The organism is Pseudoflavonifractor sp. (genome assembly GCF_050943825.1).
Classification (GTDB): Bacteria; Bacillota; Clostridia; order Oscillospirales; family Oscillospiraceae; genus Pseudoflavonifractor.
In genome coordinates this window covers 102,756-121,166 of sequence record NZ_JBMNPX010000001.1, presented here as the reverse complement: position 1 = coordinate 121,166, position 18,411 = coordinate 102,756, and the positions used below count along the sequence as shown (strand labels likewise).

Below are 18,411 nucleotides of genomic sequence, written 5' to 3'. Positions count from 1 at the left end.
GGTATTCAACTTGCTCAGATTTTAGCGGCGATCAGCTCACCCATCTTCTTGGTGCCTACGGCCTGAGCGCCGGGCTCAGCGATGTCGGGTGTACGCCAGCCCTCCGCCAGCACTGCGTCCACCGCGTTCTCAATGGCGGCGGCCTCGTCCGCCAGATGGAAGGAATAGCGCATCATCATGGCGGCGGAGAGAATAGTGGCGATGGGGTTAGCCTTGTCCTGGCCCGCGATGTCGGGGGCAGAGCCGTGGATGGGCTCGTAGAGCCCGGGGGCGCTGTCGCCGATGGAGGCGGAGGGCAGCAGACCGATGGATCCTGTAATCATGGAGGCCTCATCGGACAGAATGTCGCCGAACATGTTCTCGGTGGCTACCACGTCAAACTGGCTGGGGTCACGGACCAGCTGCATGGCGCAGTTGTCCACCAGCACGTCGGAGTACTCCACGTCGGGGTACTCCTGGGCCAGACGGTGCATCACGCTCCGCCACAGCCGGGAGGTCTCCAGCACATTGGCCTTGTCCACACTGGCAACCTTTTTGCGACGCAGCCGGGCTAGCTCAAAGGCACGGCGGCCGATGCGCTCAATCTCCATCTCGGAGTAGGCCATCAGGTCGGTGCATTCCACGCCCCGGTCCTCGGTCTCGTAGCGGCCACGCTTGCCGAAGTAGATGCCGCCGGTCAGCTCCCGGACCATCATCAGGTCAATTCCCTTTTCGGCTGTCTCCTTCTTCAGGGGGCAGGCGTCCGCCAGAGCGGGACGCAGAGCCGCGGGACGCAGATTGGCGTACAGGCCCAGGTCCTTCCGCAGGGCCAGCAGGGCGGTCTCGGGACGCTGCTCGGCAGGCTTGTCGGAGCCCCACTTGGGGCCGCCCACGGCGCCCAGAAGCACTGCGTCACAGGTCTTGCACAGCTCGGCGGTGCCGTCGGGGTAGCTCTTCCCCACCGCGTCGGTGGCGCAGCCGCCCATAAGCACGTCCACATAGGTGAAGCTGTGGCCGAACTTCCGGCCCACCGCGTCCAGCACCCGCACCGCCTCGTTTACCACCTCGGGGCCGATGCCGTCGCCCCGGATGAGGGCAATCTTGTAGTTCATTTCGCCACACCTCTCGCCTTCAGGGAGTTGAGCAGTCCGCCGCTCTGGATGATGCCGTTGACAAACTCCGGGAAGGGCGCGGCCTGCCAGGTCTTGCCCTGGGTCTCGTCGGTGATGACGCCGCTCTGGAAGTCCACGGTCACCTTATCGCCGGGCTGAATAGCCTCAGCGGCCTCGGCGCACTCCATGATGGGGAAGCCGATGTTGATGGAGTTGCGGTAGAAGATGCGGGCAAAGCTCTTGGCAATGACACACTTGACGCCGCAGGCCTTGATGGACAGAGGCGCATGCTCACGGGAGGAGCCGCAGCCGAAGTTGGCGCCGGCCACGATGATGTCCCCCTCCTCCACGGTGGAGGCGAAGTTTGCGTCGATGTCCTCCATACAGTGGGAGGCCAGGGCCTTGGGGTCGGGGTTATTCAGGTGGCGGGCGGGGATGATAACGTCGGTATCCACGTTGTCGCCGTATTTATAAACCTTCATGGCAAAGTTCCTTTCTGTTGAGTGAGAAATAGAGGTCTGCCGCGGTGAAATCAGAGCTTCTCCAGCTTGGCGGGGTCGGTGACGCAGCCGGTGACGGCGGAGGCGGCGGCAACAGCGGGGCTGGACAGGATGATCTCGGAGCTCACAGGGCCCATACGGCCTACGAAGTTCCGGTTGGTGGTGCTGATGGCGCGCTCACCGTCGGACAGGACGCCCATGTGGCCGCCCAGGCAGGGACCGCAGGTGGGGGTGGATACGGCGCAGCCGGCCTCAACAAGCGCCTGGATGTAGCCTGCCGCCATGGCGTCCAGCATGATCTGCTGGGTGGCGGGGAACACGATGCAGCGTACGCCCTTGGCCACCTTGCGGCCCTTGAGGATCTCGGCGGCCTCCTTGATGTCCTTCAGCCGGCCGTTGGTGCAGGAGCCGATGACCACCTGCTGGATGGGCATACCCTCCACCTGGTCCACGGTGCGGGTGTTGGAGGGCAGATGGGGCAGAGCCACAGTGGGACGGAGCTGGTCCAGGTCGATGACCACCTCGCGCTCGTACACGGCGTCGGGATCTGCCTCAAAGGCCTCCCACTCCCGGGTGACGCGGCCGTTGAGGTAGGCTCTGGTCACGTCGTCCACGGGGAAAATGCCGTTCTTGCCGCCGGCCTCGATGGCCATGTTGGAGATGGTGAAGCGGTCATCCATGGCCAGCTCCTTCACGCCCTCGCCGCCGAACTCCAGGGACTTGTACAGGGCGCCGTCCACGCCGATCTGGCCGATGAGGTGGAGCATCACGTCCTTGCCGGACACGTAGGGCTGGAACTTGCCCTTCAGGGTGACCTTGATGGCGGAGGGCACCTTGAACCAGGCCAGGCCGGTGGCCATACCCGCGGCCATGTCGGTGGAGCCCACGCCGGTGGAGAAGGCACCCAGAGCGCCGTAGGTGCAGGTGTGGGAGTCGGCGCCGATGACGGTCTCGCCGGGGGCGACCAGGCCCTTCTCGGGCAGCAGGGCGTGCTCCACGCCCATCTGGCCCACATCGTAGAAATTGGTGATGTCAAAGCGCTTGGCAAACTCTCTGGCCTGGGCACACAGCTGGGCGGACTTGATATCCTTGCAGGGGGTGGAGTGGTCCAGCACGATGGAGATCTTGTCCTTATCAAAAATCTGGGTCAGCCCAGCCTTGTTGAACTCCGTAATGGCCACGGGGGTGGTGATATCGTTGCCCAGCACCATGTCCAATTTGGCCTCAATCAGCTGTCCGGCCTCCACGGATTCCAGCCCGGCGTGCTTGGCCAGGATTTTTTGGGTCATGGTCATTCCCATTCTAGATTCCCTCCTGATATGTAGTGGAAGTTTGCTGTGTTTTATGGAGTTAGTATGACAGAACACTTGCAAAAAGAATGTAACGCGTGATACAATTTTCCCAGACAGAAAACTGCTGAGGTCCCCGGGAGGCGAACAGGCATGGGTGAAAAAAAGGAAGATATCTGGTGGCCCCTTGCGGAAGGGAGAGCACCCCAAATCTATGAGCCCGGGCGGCTGATCTACCTCCAGGACACCCAGGCCGAGCAGTTCTATTACATCCTCTCCGGCACGGTGAAGTGTTTCCTCAGCTCAGGCGCGGGAAGCGAGCGGACCCTGACCCTCCATCACGGTGGAGAGCTGATTGGCGAGGCCGCCTTTTTTGACCGCCAGCCCCGGGTCTCCTCCGCTGTTGCGGTGACCAGGTGCGAGCTGGTGTCAGTGGACCGGCCGCGCCTGTTTGAGGTATTCGCACGGCACCCGGATCTGGCCGTGTCCATGCTGGAGTACCTAGCCCGTACCGTGCGGCTGCTCTCCGTCCATGTGGACGGTACCCTGCTTCAGGCAGACCAGAGAATCGCACGCTATCTGCTGTCCCTGACCCCCGAGGCGGACGGCACCATCCGCTGTACCCATGAGGAGATTGGCGCAGCGGTGGGCGTGAGCCGGGTGACGGTGAGCCGAGTGCTGGGAGACCTGGCCAAGGCGGGAGCAGTCTCCACAGGCTACCGCACGCTGAAAATTGCGGACAGAGCTTCACTCCAGCACATGGCGGAGTCAGAGGGACGGTAAAGAGGAAAAAGCGCTGGACGGAAGTTCCGTCCAGCGCTTTTTGATTACAGGATAATGCAGATGAGCCCGCCGGAGCCCTCGTTGATGATGCGGGTCAGGGTTTCCTGGAGCTTGCCACGGGCGTCCTCCGGCATGCGAAGCAGCTTGGTGTGCAGGTCCTCGCTGACCAGCTCGTGGAAGGACTTGCCGAAGATGTTGGACTGCCAGATGGCGCTGGTGTCCCCCTCAAACTCCTGGAGCAGGAAGTTGACCATCTCCTCCGACTGCTTCTCATTGCCCACAATGGGAGAGACCTCGGTCTCGATATCGGCACGGATCATGTGGATACTGGGAGCACTGGCCTTCAGACGCACGCCGTAGCGTCCCCCCTGCCGGACAATTTCCGGCTCCTCCAGACGGAGCTCGTCTGTGCCGGGTACCACGATGCCGTATCCGGTCTCCTTCACCTCCCGCAGGGCGTCCGCCACCTTGTCGTACTCCCGCTTAACCCCAGACAGCTCGGTGAGCAGGCCCATCAGGTCACCGTCGTCGTGGATGGTGAAGCCGGACTGCTGGGAGATGGTGTCGTAGAAGAGCCCTCTGGGCAGCTCCAGAGACGCCGAGGCCAGGCCGGTACCCAGGCTGATGGTGCTGACCCTGGCGGAGGACACATTGTCGCACTGACTGATGGCGGAGACCGCACGCTCCACGTCCCGGATTCTCCGCATCCCCTCCGCCGCCGAGCGGATGGCGGCGTACAGGCCGCTCTTGATGGGGTGTCCATAGGGCAGGGCATCCACCCAGGGCGGCAGGAACAGGTCTAGTTCCTTCACCGGGAACTCGTAGAGCACACCCTTGATGATGCTGGTGACCGCGTTCTCGTCCAGCTCCAGGCAGTTGACGCAGATGCAGGTGACGTCGTACCGTGAGGCCAGGTCGGCCTGGATGGCCCTGGCCCGTTCCGAACCGGGCTCAGCCGAGTTGAGCACCACCAGGAAGGGCTTCCCCAGCTCCTTCAGCTCGGTGATGACCCGCTCTTCCGCCTCCAGATAGTCCTCTCTGGGGATGTCGGTAATGGTGCCGTCGGTGGTGACCACAATACCGATGGTAGAGTGCTCGGCGATGACCTTCCGCGTTCCAATCTCGGCGGCCTCGGACATGGGAATCTCGTGGTCAAACCAGGGGGTTGTGACCATGCGGGGCGCCGCGTCCTCCAGCGACCCCACCGCGCCGGGCACCATATACCCCACGCAGTCAATCAGCCGCACAGAGAAGGCGGCCCCGTCCTCCATGGCGATCTCCACCGCCTCCTCGGGGACGAACTTGGGCTCCGCCGTCATGATGGTCCGGCCCGAGCCGCTCTGGGGCAGCTCATCTCTGGCACGCTCCCGGCGGTAGACATTCTCGATGTTGGGGATAACCAGGGTCTCCATAAAGCGTTTGATAAAGGTGGATTTTCCCGTCCTGACCGGCCCCACCACGCCGATATAGATATCGCCCTCCGTGCGCAGTGCGATATCCTCATAAATCTTACGGTGTTCCAATTCGACTCCTCCTTGCGGACGATTCAGGCATGGGCGAGCAAGCCTGGCTTTCTCTACATAGGTATGGGGATAAGCCATGGTTTATGACAGTGAAATCACGGCCGTAGGAACGGACTCCTACACAGAGCAGCGCCCTCTCCGCATAACGGAGAGGGCGTTTTGATTCCCTATTCAGCGCCGCCGGGGGATGAGCAGAAGCCGGCCGGCCAGCTCCGTGCCGCTCTCCAGCTCGTTGGCCTGGAGAATGTCGTCCATGGTGGTCCGGTAGGTCTTGGCGATGTCCCACAGCCGCTCATGGCTCACCACCCGCAGGACAATGGAGGGTGCGTCCTCCCTGGACTCCGCCTCCCCTACCTGTACATCCGCTACGGCAGAGACCCGCCGGGTGCTCTGGGCCAGATAGGAGAAGTCCACATCAAACCGGACCTCAATGCCACCGCTGGTGGGTGTGGCGTAGATCTCCCCCGCACACCGGCAGGCGCAGGAGCATCTGCTGCCCTCCGGCAGCTCTAACTGGCAGGGCACGGAGACCTGTCTGGACACCGCGTAGATCTCGTTGTCCTCGGCGGTATATACCACCGTAAGCATGGCCTCGGCGGTGAGGATAAGCCGGTCCGCCTCCCTGGTCTGGGTCACCTGCCCGATGCTCACCCTGGCGTCGGACACCAGCTTGGCCATGGTCCCGGTTTCAATGATCTCCCGGGGAGTCTGCCGCCGGGTGCTGCGCTCCAACAAGCTGTGGAAGGTGCAGGGCTGGAACTCCGGCGTCAGCTCACAGGAGACGCCGTACAGGTCGGTCAGCAGCTCCACACTCCGCCGCTCCCACACCACAGCCTGGGCCAGCAGCCCCATGGACACCGAGACCGTCCGCCCGTCCCCGGGGCTCAGGGTGCAGGTCAGATCGGTCAGCAGGACCTCCAGATCACAGTCGGCCTCCTCCCCTGCCCCCGAGACCTCCATAATCTGGGAGAACGGAAGCTCGTAGTCCACGGTGCAAAGAGTCCCGTCCCCTGAACGGTAGCAGAGATGCAGCACCGCCTCTCCCTTGAAAATCAGCTTGTTGCCGATGATTTTGGACTCGCTGCACACCAGATCGGGGCGGCATTTGAGCAGCTCCTCCGCCTCAGGCCGGCTGCCGGAGATGGTCAGCTCATCGGAGAATGTAAAAGGTTTTTCCTGTACACATACTGGGATATAAGTGTCCTGGACCTCCTTCAGCTGCTCCACAACCATGCCGGACTCCCACTCGGCGCCGGAACAGAGGTTATTCTCCCCTTTGGCGTATACCCGTAGGTCAATGGCCAGATTGACCCGCACCACCACTTTTCTGGGGTTGATGACTCGGGTGTCCGCCGTCTGTACTCTGGGGACTGCCACAACAGAGCAGCCAGGCGTGATGCCGGGGCCGTCTGCGGTACAAAAGAACGGGATGTTGGCCTCAATGCGGCGCAGGCCGCTCTCCCCATCTGGCAGGTAGAGCACGGAGCAGCGGGCAGTACCGGTCACCTCCACCCGCCCCTCCTGGGTTCCCTTGTCCTTGATGCACACCATCCCGGCGGTATCCACGATGCGGAGAATATCGGGGCAGGCGTCGGGGACGATCATCTCCATGGTCTCCTCATGGAACACCGTGGTCTCCAGCACGGCGTCGTAACAGCTCAGACAGTTGCGGTTTAATGTCAGCTCCATTGCATTCCACTCCTTGTAGGGGCTCTTCCGCCCAATTCATGCTGTGAAATTCTATGTACAAGGAGTGGGCAATATGTCAGCGTAGGCCAAAAATGGCTTTCAGAATACCGCGGAACGCCTTCGGGGATCGTACCACAACAATTTTCATTCCATTACCCTCCTTACTGTGATTCATGGTTTCGCTGTTCCAGCCTGACGCAGCCCCAGAAGCCCAGGACAGCCCCGGCGGCCAACATCAGAACGCTTCCTGGAAAGAGCAGTACAGCCGCGCCCAGCGCGCAGGCTGCAGCGGTCTTTGCCGTTCGTCTACTGGGCAGACGCATCGGTGCGCCTCCTTCCTGCATGTGTCCGGGCGGCGCCGTTCAGTCTTTGCCTTCTGCCCGAGCGCACCCAAGCCAGTATACGGCTCTGGGCGGAAAGAGGTGCAGAAAAGCGGTCTGGAGTTAAAAATGTGCGTGAGAATGAAAACAGCGGCCGACTCATGTGAGCCGGCCGCTGCCGCTGTCTTTTTCTCTGTGTCTGATTAAATTGTGGCGCCCAGCTCCCGGAGCATGGTGATGAATTCCTCCTCCGTGAGCACGGGGATACCCAGGTCCTGGGCCTTTTTCAGCTTGGAGCCTGCGGCCTCGCCCGCTACCACATAGCTGGTCTTTTTGGAGACCGAGCCGGACACCTTACCGCCCAGCGCCTCAATCTGAGCGCCTGCCTCGTCACGGGTGAAGCGCTCCAGGGAACCGGTCAGCACAAAGGTCTTGCCCGTCAGTGCGTCTCCGGTGGGGGCGTCGGTGTTCTCCATCACCACACCGGCCTCCCGCAGGTTCTGAATAAGATGCTGGCTCTGGGGGCTGTGGAGCCACTCCCAGAGGCTTTTGGCGGTGATAGCGCCCACGTCCGGGACGGCGGTAAAGTCCTCCTCCGTGGCCACCAGCAGGGCGTCCATGGTGGAGAAATGGGATGCCAGAATCTTACCCGCCTTCTGTCCCACCTGGCGAATGCCGAAGGCAAAGAGCAGCCTGGCAAGACCGGCGCCCTTGGAGCGGTCAATGGCAGCAGCCAGGTTTTCCGCGCTCTTCTTACCCATCCGATCCAACTGAGCCACCGCTTCCGGGGCCAGAGAGTAGAGGTCGGCCGGGGTCTTTACCATACCGGCGTTGATGAGCGCCTCCATAACAGCGGGCCCAAGGCCATCGATGTCCATGGCGTCCCGGGAGGCAAAGTGGGCCAGGTGGCGCAGCAACTGGGCGGGGCACTCCGCGCCGGTGCAGCGGATATGGGCCCCGTCCTCGTCCCTGGCCACCGGTGCGCCGCACACTGGGCAGTGGTCAGGCAGATGGTAGGGCACGGTCCCATCAGGCCGCTTCTCCTTCACCACAGAGACAATCTCCGGGATGATCTCCCCCGCCTTCTGAACCAGAACGGTGTCCCCGATGCGGATATCCTTCTCCGTAATGAAATCCTGGTTATGGAGGGTGGCGTTTGTCACTGTGGTACCTGCAAGGCGGACTGGCTTTACAACCGCCTTAGGCGTGAGCACACCGGTCCGGCCGACCTGGACCACAATGTCCTCCACCACGCTCTCCTTCTGCTCGGGCGGGTACTTGTAGGCAGCAGCCCACCGTGGGAATTTTGAGGTAGAGCCAAGAACTTTCCGGTCTGCAAGGCTGTTCAGCTTTACAACCGCGCCGTCGATATCGTAGGGAAATTTCTCGCGACCGTCGCCGATTGCAGCGATGCGGGCGCCAATCTCCTCCATACTGGTACACAGAGTACGGGGGATTACCCGGAACTGCTGACGCTCCAAGTAGTCCAGGGTCTCGGTGTGGGTGCTGAATTCCGCGCCCTCCGCTTTCTGAATGTTGAAGACTACAATGTCCAGCTTGCGGGATGCGGCCACCTTGGGGTCCAGCTGACGCAGAGAGCCGGCCGCAGCGTTCCGGGGATTAGCAAACAGGGCCTCGCCTTTGATTTCACGCTCCGCATTGAGCTGCTCAAAGACCTTTTTGGACATATAGACCTCGCCGCGGACGATGAGCTGAGGAATGGGCTCCGGCAGGCGGAGCGGAAGAGAGCGGATGGTCTTCAGGTTCTCGGTCACGTCCTCCCCCACCCGGCCATCGCCACGGGTAGCGCCCCGGACGAACAGGCCTTCCCGGTACTCCAAGGCCACAGAGAGTCCGTCTACCTTGGGCTCCACGTCAAACTCTGCCTTACCATCCAGGCTCTCCTGAACACGCCGGACAAAGTCTCCCAGCTCCTCCAGGTCAAAGACGTCCTGAAGGCTCTCCAGAGGGACCTCATGGGTGACCTCCTGGAAACCCTCCGCCACCTGTCCCCCGACCCGGCGGGTGGGCGAGTCCTCGGTAATCTGGTCCGGGTGGGCCTGCTCCAGCTCCTCCAGACGACGGAGCTTGTGGTCAAAGTCATAGTCGGACATGGTGGGGTTATCCAGCACATAGTACTCGTAGCTGGCCTTATTCAGCTCTGCCCGGAGCAGTGCTATCTCCTGAATCTCGTCCATAGGGGACCTCCACTTGGAATTTTCGGGTGAATCCGGGGGCCAGTCGGGCCAACAGCCTGTAAAGGCCATACCCTGTCAGACCACCCAGTGTATTGAGAATTAAATCATTGATATCGCTGCTGCGGCCCACAAAAATCTGCACAATCTCAATGAACAGTGAGGCACCTCCTGCGGCCAACACGGACCGCCACCAACGGGGCCGCCGCCAAAGCAGCGCCGGGAAAAAGCCCAGAGGCAGGAACATGACCACATTGCCCAACAGCATGTAGATGCCCCACTTGCTGCCTTCCAGCAGCTCCGCCAGAATGGTAACCTGCAGATACATGCCGTGGCCATGCCAGCCCAGCCATCCCTCTGCAGGCAGATAGCCATGCATCAGTCCACCCCAGAATCCGGACGGAAACACGGTCAGGGCAGCCAGTCCGGCGCAGAACAGCACAAAAATCAGCAGTGCTCCTTCCCGCCAGACACTGCTGGTGAAACCAAGCTGTTCAAAACGGTGCCGACGCACGGGGCGAAGCAGGAAAAAGGCCACGGCGGCCAGCACCACACAGGGCAGCATCTCGTAGATATAGTCCCAGGTAATCTCCCAGTACCAAAGCAGCGTATTCAATCCGGCACCTCTTTCTCTCTTGATTGACACCATTTTATCACAGAAAGAGGGCCGATTCCTTGCGCTTTTCTTACGATTTCAACTGTCTTGCCCCGGAATGCTCAAATAGGTGTCCGGCACCTCACCCACAAGCACAGTCTCCGCCACACAGACCTGTGCGCTTACCTGGGTATCCAGCGGCCCGCCGGGGATCAGCAGGGTTAGGGATACCGATAGGTTGAGCATGATTTGGTGATGAGTCTGGTTGATACCCTCTGCGGTAAACACGTGCTCAAATGACGCATCTGCGCCGCCAATGGAGCGAATACGCACCGGAAGCAGCGGCCCCTTCTCCGCCAAGGCAGAAAAGGGCAGCAGATTTCCCAGAGGGATTCCTAAAGTGCCGGTGTCCAGTGTGTCCACCTGGGCAATGACCGCGCTGAGAAGCTCTGTCCTCAGGCGGTTCATCTCGGCTGAGTTGCTGGTGAAGGCGGTGATTCGGCCACTGCTGTCGGTCCGGAAGGTGATGATATCGTCGTATGCTACAGCTTCCTGGGCCAGCGTCTTGCTAATTTCCGTCTCTATGATGCCTGTGACGATATTCTCTACCCGGCTCTTTGCCATAGCGGCAATGACAGGCCGGGCCTTGCTGTCCAGAAAGCTGATCAGCAGCACCGCCAGCGCTAGGCCAAGGGCGGCTGCAAGAAGTAGCTGTATACCGCTCCCCTGCCGCCTGATACGCTGCCGGAGCCGCCAGCGGGGCCAGAAATACCGTCTCCATTTCTCCATACGGGTCACCCCCTATGGAGAGTCTATGCGCGGCCCGGCTCGTCTTAAAACGGGAAATTCAGCCTTCCCGCAGCAGCTCCTCCACCGCCAGCAGGACGCCGGCCTTTCCGCTCTCATAAGTCAGGCCGCCCTGGAGGTAAGCCGTATAGGGCTCCCGCATGGGCGCGTCGCAGGACAGCTCGATGGAGGCGCCCTGGATGAAGGCACCTGCCGCCATGATGACCTGGCAATCGTAACCCGGCATATCCCAGGGCTCGGGAGTCACGTAAGAGTCCACAGGGGCGCCGAACTGGATACCCTTGCAGAACCGCTTGAGGGGCTCAGGGCTGCCGAAGTGAATCATCTGAATGATGTCGTGTCGCACAGCATCGGAGGCGGGCTCTGTCTTGTAGCCCAGCAGCTCCATCATGCGGGCGGCAAACACTGCCGTTTCGACCGCCTGAGCGGTGGTATGGGGGGCAAGGAAAAGTCCTTGATAGAAGCTGCGGTTGCTGCCCAGAGAGGCGCCGCACTCCCGGCCGATGCCGGGAGCAGTGAGGCGCATGGCGGCCCCCTCCACCAGGTCACGCCGGCCGGCAATATACCCGCCCGCAGGGGCCAGGCCGCCGCCCGGGTTCTTAATGAGAGAGCCCACCACCAGGTCAGCACCGGCCTGGGTGGGTTCGATGGTCTCCACAAACTCACCGTAGCAGTTGTCCACCAGGATAGCGGCGTCGGGATTGTTCTCCCGCACCACAGCACACAGCTCACCAATCTCCGCCACAGACAGAGAAGAGCGGGTGGAGTAGCCCTTCGACCGCTGGATCAGCACAGCCTTCACTCTGGGGTCCCGCACCGCAGCGGCCAGACCGTCCTTGTTAGGCGCATTGTCAAGCAATTTAACTTGACGGTATTCTACGCCGTACTCCATCAGGGAGCCGTGCCCTTTGGGCACCACGCCGATGACGCCCAGCAGGGTATCGTAGGGTGCGCCCACGGCAGAGACCAGAATATCGCCCGGCTTCAGTGCGCCGAAGAGGGCGCAGGTAATGGCGTGGGTGCCGTTGACAAACTGAACCCGGACCAGGGCGTCCTCAGTGCCAAAAATATCGGCGTAGATCTCGTCCAACTTATCCCGGCCCAGGTCATCGTAGCCGTAGCCTGTGGTGCCGGCAAAGTAGCCCTCGGCCACCCGGTGCTTCTGAAACGCAGCGAGTACCTTGCGGGTGTTCTCCTCAGCAATGGCGTCAATGCGGTCAAACTGGGGCCGCAGATCGGCTTGTGCCTGAGCCGCCAGGGCGAGAACCTTGTCACTTAACTGTAAAGACATTATCTTTTACACATTCCATTCTATCTAAATTTTTCTTTTATATCGGATAAAAATTAGTCTTTGTGTGCTGCCTCGGCAAAAGCGGCCACTAGGGCGGCGCAGGCCTCCACGTCCCGGCGATCCACCATCTCGGCGGGCGAATGCACATAGCGGCAAGGGATGGAAATTCCGCCGCTGGGTACGCCGGAGCGTGTCTGATGGATGGCTCCCGCATCGGTACCGCCGGCCCGGATCACATCCATCTGGAAATTAATACCCTTCTCCTCCGCCAGCTTCTCCATGGTGCGGACCACCTGAGGATGGCAAATCACCGAGCTGTCCATCACCTTGATGGCCGCTCCACCGCCAGTCACGCTGCTGCCGGAGTGCTTGGGGTTCATCTCATCATCGGCAGGGGTCACATCCACCGCCACGCCGAAGTCAGGGTCGATGCCGAAGGCGGCGGTGCGGGCACCCCGCAGGCCCAGCTCCTCCTGAACGGTAAAGACAAAGTACAGGTCATTGTCGCTGTCCTTTAGCTGCTCCAGGGCCATCAGCAGCACCACGCAGGAGATGCGGTTGTCCATGTAGGGAGAGACAATGCGGTCGCCAGCGGCGAAGGTAGGCGTGTCATACACAGCGGTATCCCCTACTCGGACCATAGACTTGGCCTCCTCGGCGTCCTTGGCGCCGATGTCCAGATACAGGTTCTCCAGGGTCATGTCCTTGGCCGCCACGCTGTTGTCCAGACACACCACACCCCGGACGCCGTTCTTAAAGCGGACGGCAGTGCTCAACAGGTCAAAGGGGTGGAGCCCGCCCACCTTGCCGAACCGGAGGAAGCCGTGCTCGTCGATGTGGGTGACAATAAAGCCAATGGAGTCCATATGGGCGGCAAACATAATCTTGGGTCCTTTGCCCTTCTTACGGACAATCAGATTACCCATAGTGTCCCGCTTAATCTTGTCGGCGTAGGGCGCGGCGAGCGATTCGATGACATCAGCGATACCGGCCTCATCACCGGCGGGACCATGACAGGCGTTGAGCGCCTGGAGCGTCTTGAGAATATCCATTGATTACTCCTCCTGTCCGGCAATGGCCCCGATGAAAAGCCGTGCCAGGTTTAAGATGTGGTCAAAGTCCCCCAGACAGGCCACGCTGGCGGGGGCGTGAAGATAACGGACGGCGGCGCTCATCACAATGGTGCGCACACCCTCCCGGCTGCGCTGGATAGCAGAGGCATCGTTGCCGCCGGCGATATAGTGCTTGGTCTGCCAGGGGATCTGATTTTCATCAGCCAGGTCCCGCATCAGCTCAAAGAGCCCCCGGTCGGCCACAGAGCCGCCGTCCATAAAGGGGATGACAGGGCCTTTGCCCAGGGTGCAGACCTGCTTGTGGGCGTGAGTGCCAGCCAGATCGGCGGCAGTGGTGGTCTCCAGCACCAGGGCAATCTTGGGATCAACGGAAAAGGCCGCACCGAAGGCACCCCGGCAGCCCACCTCCTCCTGCACAGTAAACGCAAAGGTGCAGTCCATGGGCAGGTCCTCCTTCAGCAGCTCCAGCATGACGGCGCAGCCCACACGGTCATCCAGGGCCTTGGCCTTCACATAGCCGCTGCCGAACTCGGTCCAGTCGCTGTCAAAGGCGGCAAATTCGCCAATCTCAACCAGCTTCTCTGCCTCTTCCTTGCTCCTGGCGCCGATATCCAGATAGAGGTCCTCCACCTTGGGGACCTTTTTCTCCTCTTCCTCGCTGACCAGGTGGTAGGCCTTCAGACCGATGACGCCGGGAAGGCGGTTCTTTCCTACCCGGACAGCCTTGCCGATAAGCACCCGGCGATCAATTCCTCCCACGCAGGAGAACTTCAGGTAACCCTCATCGGTGATGCTGCGGATAATCAATCCCACCTCGTCCATATGGGCGGCCAGCAGCAGCTTGGAACCAGTGGACTTTTTACCCTTCTTAAAGACAATCAGGCTGCCCATGGGGTCAACCCGCATCTCGTCGGCATAAGGAGCGGCCGCGGCCTTGATATAGGCCCGCACGTCCTCCTCAAAGCTGGACACACCGTCCATCAGGCACAGATCACGAATGGTATCTTTCAGCACAGGACTTCCGCCTCCTCTCCCAGGCCCTCGGCGAAGGCGGCCAGCAGCTTGGCTACAGACTCCACATCCTCCAGAGCCAGCACCTCAATGGGTGTGTGCATATATTTCAGCGGCAGAGAGATAACGGAGGTAGCCACCCCCTCCCGGCTGATCTGCATATGCCAGCCGTTGGTACCAGTGTGACCGGCCATGACCTCGGGCTGCCAGGGAATCTGGTTTTCCTCTGCCTTTGCCTTCATTCGGCGAGTCATCCAGCTGGTCATGTTGGGACCAATGCCGATGGCAGGGCCGCCGAAGAGCTCACAGGAGCGATCCTTGGGGCCATCCGGCGTCCGGCCGTGGGTCACGTCCACCGCCACGCAGTAATCCGGGTCAATGGCAAAGGTACCTGCCTTGGCACCTGCGCCGGAGACCTCCTCCCGGGTGCTGCCCATGATATAGAGATCCAAGTCCAGCTCCCTGTCCTTCAGCAGCTCGGCCACCCGGAGCAACGTCACAAAGCAGGCCCGGTCGTCCATGGACTTGCCGCACACCTGCTGCTCTCCCAGCGGGAAACAGCCGCCCCGGTACACAATGGGAGTGCCCACCGGCACAGCCTTCTCCGCCTCCTCCTGGCTCATGCCAATGTCGATGAAGAGATCATTCAGGGGAAGCGCCTTATCAGAATCCTCTTTCTTGAGCACATGGGGCGGCATGCAGGCCACGACACCGAAAATAGGGGGCTCTGTCAAGATGGTCAGCTCCCGGTCGGGCAGCATACGGGGGTCTACGCCGCCGATGCTGCGGAAGCGGAGAAAACCGTCCTCCACACCGGTAACAATCAGGCCGATCTCGTCCAGATGGGCATCCAGCAGCAGACGGGGCGCGTTCTCCTTTCCGCAGCGGCGCACGCCAACCACATTGCCCATCCGGTCGATGGAGACCTCATCCACAAAGGGGCGCAGAAGCTCTGCGGCCGTCTCAGCCGCAGGCCGCTCAAAGCCGGAGGGAGCGCATTGACTGCACAGCCGCTCCAGCGTGTTTCGAATATCCAAATAAGTCACGTCCTTTTCAGTGGGGTTCAGCTCTCGCACAATCCGCTTGAAGGCGTTGCCCCGCTCCATAAAGTTCTTAAACCGGTCGAACGAGGCACAGGCAGGAGACAGAATGACTACATCCCCCGGCTGAGCCATGCTGTGGGCGGCCAGAACGGCCTGCTCAAAGTCCTGATACATCCGGATGGGTGGGTTGCTGCCGTTATAACCAGGGGCGCTTTCTACGGCAGTGCGGATTTTCTCCGCTGTATCACCTGTCAGGATAAGTTCCTTTACATGTTCGATGATTTCAGGTCCCAGCACATCAAACGGAATGTGTTTGTCATAGCCGCCGGCAATCAGAATCACCTTTTCCTCAAAGGAGCGCAGTCCGGCAATGGTACGGGTGGGGCTGGAGGCAATGGAGTCATTGTAGTACCGGACGCCGTCCACGGTCCGCACCAGCTCAATACGGTGCTCCACACCGCCGAAGCTGCGGGCAAAGAGCCGGATGGTCTCATCAGACACCAGGCCGTTGACCGCTGCGATAGCAGCCATATAGTTCTCCACGTTGTGGTTGCCGGGCAGAAGGATTTCGGACAGCGGGAGCACCTTCCGATGGCCATCTCGATCGGAGCACCAGATGGCCTCGTCCTTCACATAGACGCCCCGCTCCAGTATCTCACAGCGGCTGAAGCACATCACATTACCCGGCGCTTTTTTGGAGAAGCTGCGGGTAATTTCATTGTCCCAGTTGAATACAGCCAGGTTTTCTGTGCTCTGATAGGCAAAAATGTTCTCCTTTGCGGCCACGTACTCATCCATGGACTTATGTACGTCCAGATGGTTAGGGGCCACATTGGTGACAACTGCGATGTCAGGGCTCATGTCCATGGTCATCAGCTGGAAGGAAGACAGCTCCAGCACCACCATGTCATCCGGCTCCATATTCGGCGTCTCAGCCAGCAGAGGCTTGCCGATATTTCCGCCTACATAGACATTGTACCCCGCCTTTTTCAGCAGTTCGGAGATAATTGTGGTGGTTGTGGTTTTTCCATCGCTTCCAGTGACGCCGATTATCTTGCAGGGGCAGACCTGGAAGAACACTTCCATCTCCGAGGTGATGACACTCCCCCGCTCCCGGGCGGCCAGCAGAGGCGTTACATCCGGCCGCAGTCCGGGTGTGCGGAAGATAATGTCCTGATCCAGGCCATCCATGTAGTCGGGGCCCAGGCGTACCTCCGCTCCCAGGCTCTCCAGCTCTTCAATGAGGCCGTCAAAGTCCTCCCGTTCTTTCTTGTCGCAGGCCGTTACAGACAATCCGGCCCGCAGTAGCATCTTGATCAGCGGTGTATTGGACACGCCAATGCCGATGACCGCGATACGCTTTCCCCGCAGGGAATCTAAATATTCCTGTATTGTGGAATTCATAGGAATTCCCCCCTTCGGAAAAATCAGTCCTTAACTTTTATATTATATAACCCAAACACATAAATTTCAATCGCAACTCTGATATCCACCAAAGTACATCGCAGTTTTATTTGACATTTCTTTTCCAATACGGTACAATATACCCCGCGCAAGTAAGCTGGACAGCCGCGGATCGAGGCCGAAAGGCCCGATATGAGGAAAGTCCGGGCTCCGCAGGGCAAGGATAACGGGTAACACCCGCCGGGGGCGACCCTAGGAAAAGGGCAACAGAGATATACCGCCACGCTTTGGCGTGGTAAGGGTGGAAAGGCGGAGGTAAGAGCCCGCCCGACGACTGGGAACTGCTCGTCGCTGTAACCTCTATCCGGAGCAACGCCGTGGGAGAACATATGGCCGGCCCGGCCGTTCTCAGGAGGCGGCTTGACCGTACCGGCAACGGTGCGGCTAGATAGATGGCTGTCTTAAAAGACAGAACCCGGCTTACAGGCTTACTTGCCACTTTTGTCTAAAAAGCTCCGATTCCATATGGAATCGGAGCTTTTTTAATGGCTATTTTTGTGTTTCTTCTGTCTCGCCGCCGGCAGCAGCAACGGGATTTCCGTTGCCGTCAATCCCCTTCACCCTAAGCCTGGAATTGGTCCAGTCCCGTACCAGGGCATATATCACCGCAAAGGTCGGAACGCCCAGCAGCATACCGGGGAAGCCGAACAAGCCGCCGCCCACGATGATAGCCACCAGTACCCAGATGGCGTCGAGGCCGGTGCTGTCGCCCAGAATCTTGGGGCCGAGGATGTTTCCGTCAAACTGCTGGAGTGCGATAACCAGTACGCCAAAACGCAGCGCTGCCCACGGATCCACAATAATCAGGATCATGATACAGGGAACCGCACCGATAATGGGCCCGAAGAATGGGATAACGTTGGTTACACCAACTACCACTGCCACCAGCATTGGGAATGGAATACGGAAAATCAGATTCAAGACAAAGCACAGCACACCGATGATGGCACTGTCGATGATTTTCCCGTTGATAAAGCCTACGAACACGCCGTTAGCGTGCCGGCAGATGCCAAGAAAGCGATTGGCCTTTGCTGTGGGAACGAAAGCATAGATGATTTTCTTGAGCTGCGGCACCAGCCGTCCCTTTCCCGCCAACATATAGACCGAAGAGATCAGGGCCGTAATGGCGGAGATCAGCACATTACCTACCGCAACGCCCAGGCTCAACAGCTCAGGCACCTTTTGGGATGCCCACTCAGCAACCCGCTTAAGCATGTTCTGATAGAGTGTCACCAGGTCGGTAAGGCCCTCACCTTCCAGGTGATACTGGTCAATGATTTTCTGCGCAAAACGGTTCAGATTGCTCAGATAGGTGGACATATTGCTTCCCAGCGCCATAATACTCTCAATAACTTGCGGCAGGATCAGATTCAGGAGAATCACCACCACAACAAGCGCCAGAAGATACACTGTCAGAACAGAGAGCCCTCTCTTATGCCGAAGGTTATGATAGACGTTGCGCTCAAAGAATTCCATCGGCGTATTGAGCAGATACGCAATGGCAAAACCGGCGATGAACGGCGACAGAACGCCTAGCAGCTTATCCGCCTTTGACTGAAGTGCATCAAAATTGGCCAGCGCCATATAGAATAAAATGCCGATCAGAACCACCAGAAGATTGGAGATCGCCCTGCCATCAAGCAGGTACCATTTTCGCTTTGACCCCTTATCCTCCATATACCACTTCCCCTTTCCACTTTCTCTCATTGTACCACGCTCTCCGGGGGGACGCAATGG

Annotated in this window: 14 protein-coding genes, 1 other RNA gene and 1 pseudogene; 2 read left to right on the top strand and 14 right to left on the bottom strand. The window is 59.9% G+C overall.

The annotated features are described in order from the left end of the window. Positions 1 to 14: 14 nt before the first annotated feature. Genes leuB through leuC form a run of 3 tightly spaced genes read right to left on the bottom strand, consistent with a single transcriptional unit; the run spans position 15 to position 2,892 of the window. Complete coding sequence (leuB, locus tag ACOX7T_RS00625) at positions 15 to 1,091, bottom strand: 3-isopropylmalate dehydrogenase (protein ID WP_006572537.1); 1,077 nt, start codon at positions 1,089 to 1,091, stop codon at positions 15 to 17. Then, positions 1,088 to 1,573: a 3-isopropylmalate dehydratase small subunit gene (locus ACOX7T_RS00620; RefSeq protein WP_148318465.1), complete on the bottom strand. Its 486-nt coding sequence runs from the start codon at positions 1,571 to 1,573 to the stop codon at positions 1,088 to 1,090. The genes leuB and ACOX7T_RS00620 overlap by 4 nt, the downstream gene beginning before the upstream one ends. A 50-nt stretch (positions 1,574 to 1,623) precedes the next feature. Next, entirely contained in the window at positions 1,624 to 2,892 is a 1,269-nt protein-coding gene (gene leuC / locus ACOX7T_RS00615) for a 3-isopropylmalate dehydratase large subunit (RefSeq protein WP_277216878.1), read from the bottom strand. A gap of 141 nt (positions 2,893 to 3,033) precedes the next feature. Here leuC and ACOX7T_RS00610 point away from each other — a divergent pair, with 141 nt between their 5' ends. Then, the gene (locus ACOX7T_RS00610) at positions 3,034 to 3,663 is read left to right on the top strand and encodes a Crp/Fnr family transcriptional regulator (protein WP_433438853.1); all 630 of its coding nucleotides are present in this window, start codon (positions 3,034 to 3,036) and stop codon (positions 3,661 to 3,663) included. Positions 3,664 to 3,707: 44 nt separating this feature from the next. Here the strand turns inward: ACOX7T_RS00610 and spoIVA are convergent, their stop codons facing one another. From spoIVA to murD, 10 genes and pseudogenes are all read right to left on the bottom strand, one after another. Then, entirely contained in the window at positions 3,708 to 5,186 is a 1,479-nt protein-coding gene (gene spoIVA / locus ACOX7T_RS00605; RefSeq protein WP_433438851.1) for a stage IV sporulation protein A, read from the bottom strand. Between the two features lie 171 nt (positions 5,187 to 5,357). Further along, positions 5,358 to 6,875, bottom strand: a complete 1,518-nt coding sequence (locus tag ACOX7T_RS00600) for a DUF3794 and LysM peptidoglycan-binding domain-containing protein (RefSeq protein ID WP_433438849.1) — start codon at positions 6,873 to 6,875, stop codon at positions 5,358 to 5,360. Positions 6,876 to 7,398: 523 nt separating this feature from the next. After that, positions 7,399 to 9,393, bottom strand: a complete 1,995-nt coding sequence (gene ligA / locus ACOX7T_RS00595) for an NAD-dependent DNA ligase LigA (RefSeq protein ID WP_433438847.1) — start codon at positions 9,391 to 9,393, stop codon at positions 7,399 to 7,401. Then, the gene (locus ACOX7T_RS00590) at positions 9,347 to 10,006 is read right to left on the bottom strand and encodes a VanZ family protein (protein WP_433438845.1); all 660 of its coding nucleotides are present in this window, start codon (positions 10,004 to 10,006) and stop codon (positions 9,347 to 9,349) included. Before ACOX7T_RS00590 ends, ligA begins: the two co-directional genes overlap by 47 nt. 78 nt (positions 10,007 to 10,084) lie before the next feature. Then, entirely contained in the window at positions 10,085 to 10,774 is a 690-nt protein-coding gene (yunB, locus tag ACOX7T_RS00585; RefSeq protein WP_433438843.1) for a sporulation protein YunB, read from the bottom strand. Between the two features lie 58 nt (positions 10,775 to 10,832). Beyond that, on the bottom strand, positions 10,833 to 12,083 hold the full coding sequence (locus tag ACOX7T_RS00580) for an aminotransferase class I/II-fold pyridoxal phosphate-dependent enzyme (RefSeq protein WP_433438841.1): 1,251 nt from the start codon (positions 12,081 to 12,083) through the stop codon (positions 10,833 to 10,835). 53 nt (positions 12,084 to 12,136) lie between these two features. Next, positions 12,137 to 13,135 (bottom strand): M42 family metallopeptidase, encoded by a 999-nt coding sequence (locus ACOX7T_RS00575; RefSeq protein WP_433438839.1) that lies wholly within the window; start codon positions 13,133 to 13,135, stop codon positions 12,137 to 12,139. 3 nt (positions 13,136 to 13,138) lie between these two features. Then, the gene (locus ACOX7T_RS00570) at positions 13,139 to 14,170 is read right to left on the bottom strand and encodes a M42 family metallopeptidase (RefSeq protein ID WP_433438837.1); all 1,032 of its coding nucleotides are present in this window, start codon (positions 14,168 to 14,170) and stop codon (positions 13,139 to 13,141) included. Then, positions 14,164 to 15,078 carry a M42 family peptidase gene (locus ACOX7T_RS00565; RefSeq protein WP_433439566.1) on the bottom strand — a complete coding sequence of 305 codons (915 nt, stop codon included), beginning with the start codon at positions 15,076 to 15,078 and terminating at the stop codon, positions 14,164 to 14,166. The genes ACOX7T_RS00570 and ACOX7T_RS00565 overlap by 7 nt, the downstream gene beginning before the upstream one ends. Positions 15,079 to 15,231: 153 nt before the next feature. Beyond that, positions 15,232 to 16,614: pseudogene (murD, locus tag ACOX7T_RS00560) on the bottom strand (UDP-N-acetylmuramoyl-L-alanine--D-glutamate ligase); the annotation flags it as partial. A gap of 149 nt (positions 16,615 to 16,763) precedes the next feature. Here murD and rnpB point away from each other — a divergent pair. Next, positions 16,764 to 17,113, top strand: an RNA gene (gene rnpB, locus ACOX7T_RS00555) — RNase P RNA component class A. Between the two features lie 50 nt (positions 17,114 to 17,163). Here rnpB and ACOX7T_RS00550 read toward each other — a convergent pair. Next, entirely contained in the window at positions 17,164 to 18,351 is a 1,188-nt protein-coding gene (locus ACOX7T_RS00550; RefSeq protein WP_433438835.1) for an AI-2E family transporter, read from the bottom strand. Between the last annotated feature and the right edge of the window lie 60 nt (positions 18,352 to 18,411).

Bases quoted from the DNA above. Each gene is read 5' to 3' on its own strand.
- ACOX7T_RS00600 (WP_433438849.1), bottom strand. From the start codon at position 6,875: ATGGAGCTGACATTAAACCGCAACTGTCTGAGCTGTTACGACGCCGTG.
- ACOX7T_RS00565 (WP_433439566.1), bottom strand. From the start codon at position 15,078: ATGGGCAATGTGGTTGGCGTGCGCCGCTGCGGAAAGGAGAACGCGCCC.
- ACOX7T_RS00550 (WP_433438835.1), bottom strand. From the start codon at position 18,351: ATGGAGGATAAGGGGTCAAAGCGAAAATGGTACCTGCTTGATGGCAGG.
- ACOX7T_RS00610 (WP_433438853.1), top strand. From the start codon at position 3,034: ATGGGTGAAAAAAAGGAAGATATCTGGTGGCCCCTTGCGGAAGGGAGA.
- ligA (WP_433438847.1), bottom strand. From the start codon at position 9,393: ATGGACGAGATTCAGGAGATAGCACTGCTCCGGGCAGAGCTGAATAAG.
- ACOX7T_RS00580 (WP_433438841.1), bottom strand. From the start codon at position 12,083: ATGTCTTTACAGTTAAGTGACAAGGTTCTCGCCCTGGCGGCTCAGGCA.
- leuB (WP_006572537.1), bottom strand. From the start codon at position 1,091: ATGAACTACAAGATTGCCCTCATCCGGGGCGACGGCATCGGCCCCGAG.
- leuC (WP_277216878.1), bottom strand. From the start codon at position 2,892: ATGGGAATGACCATGACCCAAAAAATCCTGGCCAAGCACGCCGGGCTG.
- ACOX7T_RS00620 (WP_148318465.1), bottom strand. From the start codon at position 1,573: ATGAAGGTTTATAAATACGGCGACAACGTGGATACCGACGTTATCATC.
- yunB (WP_433438843.1), bottom strand. From the start codon at position 10,774: ATGGAGAAATGGAGACGGTATTTCTGGCCCCGCTGGCGGCTCCGGCAG.
- ACOX7T_RS00575 (WP_433438839.1), bottom strand. From the start codon at position 13,135: ATGGATATTCTCAAGACGCTCCAGGCGCTCAACGCCTGTCATGGTCCC.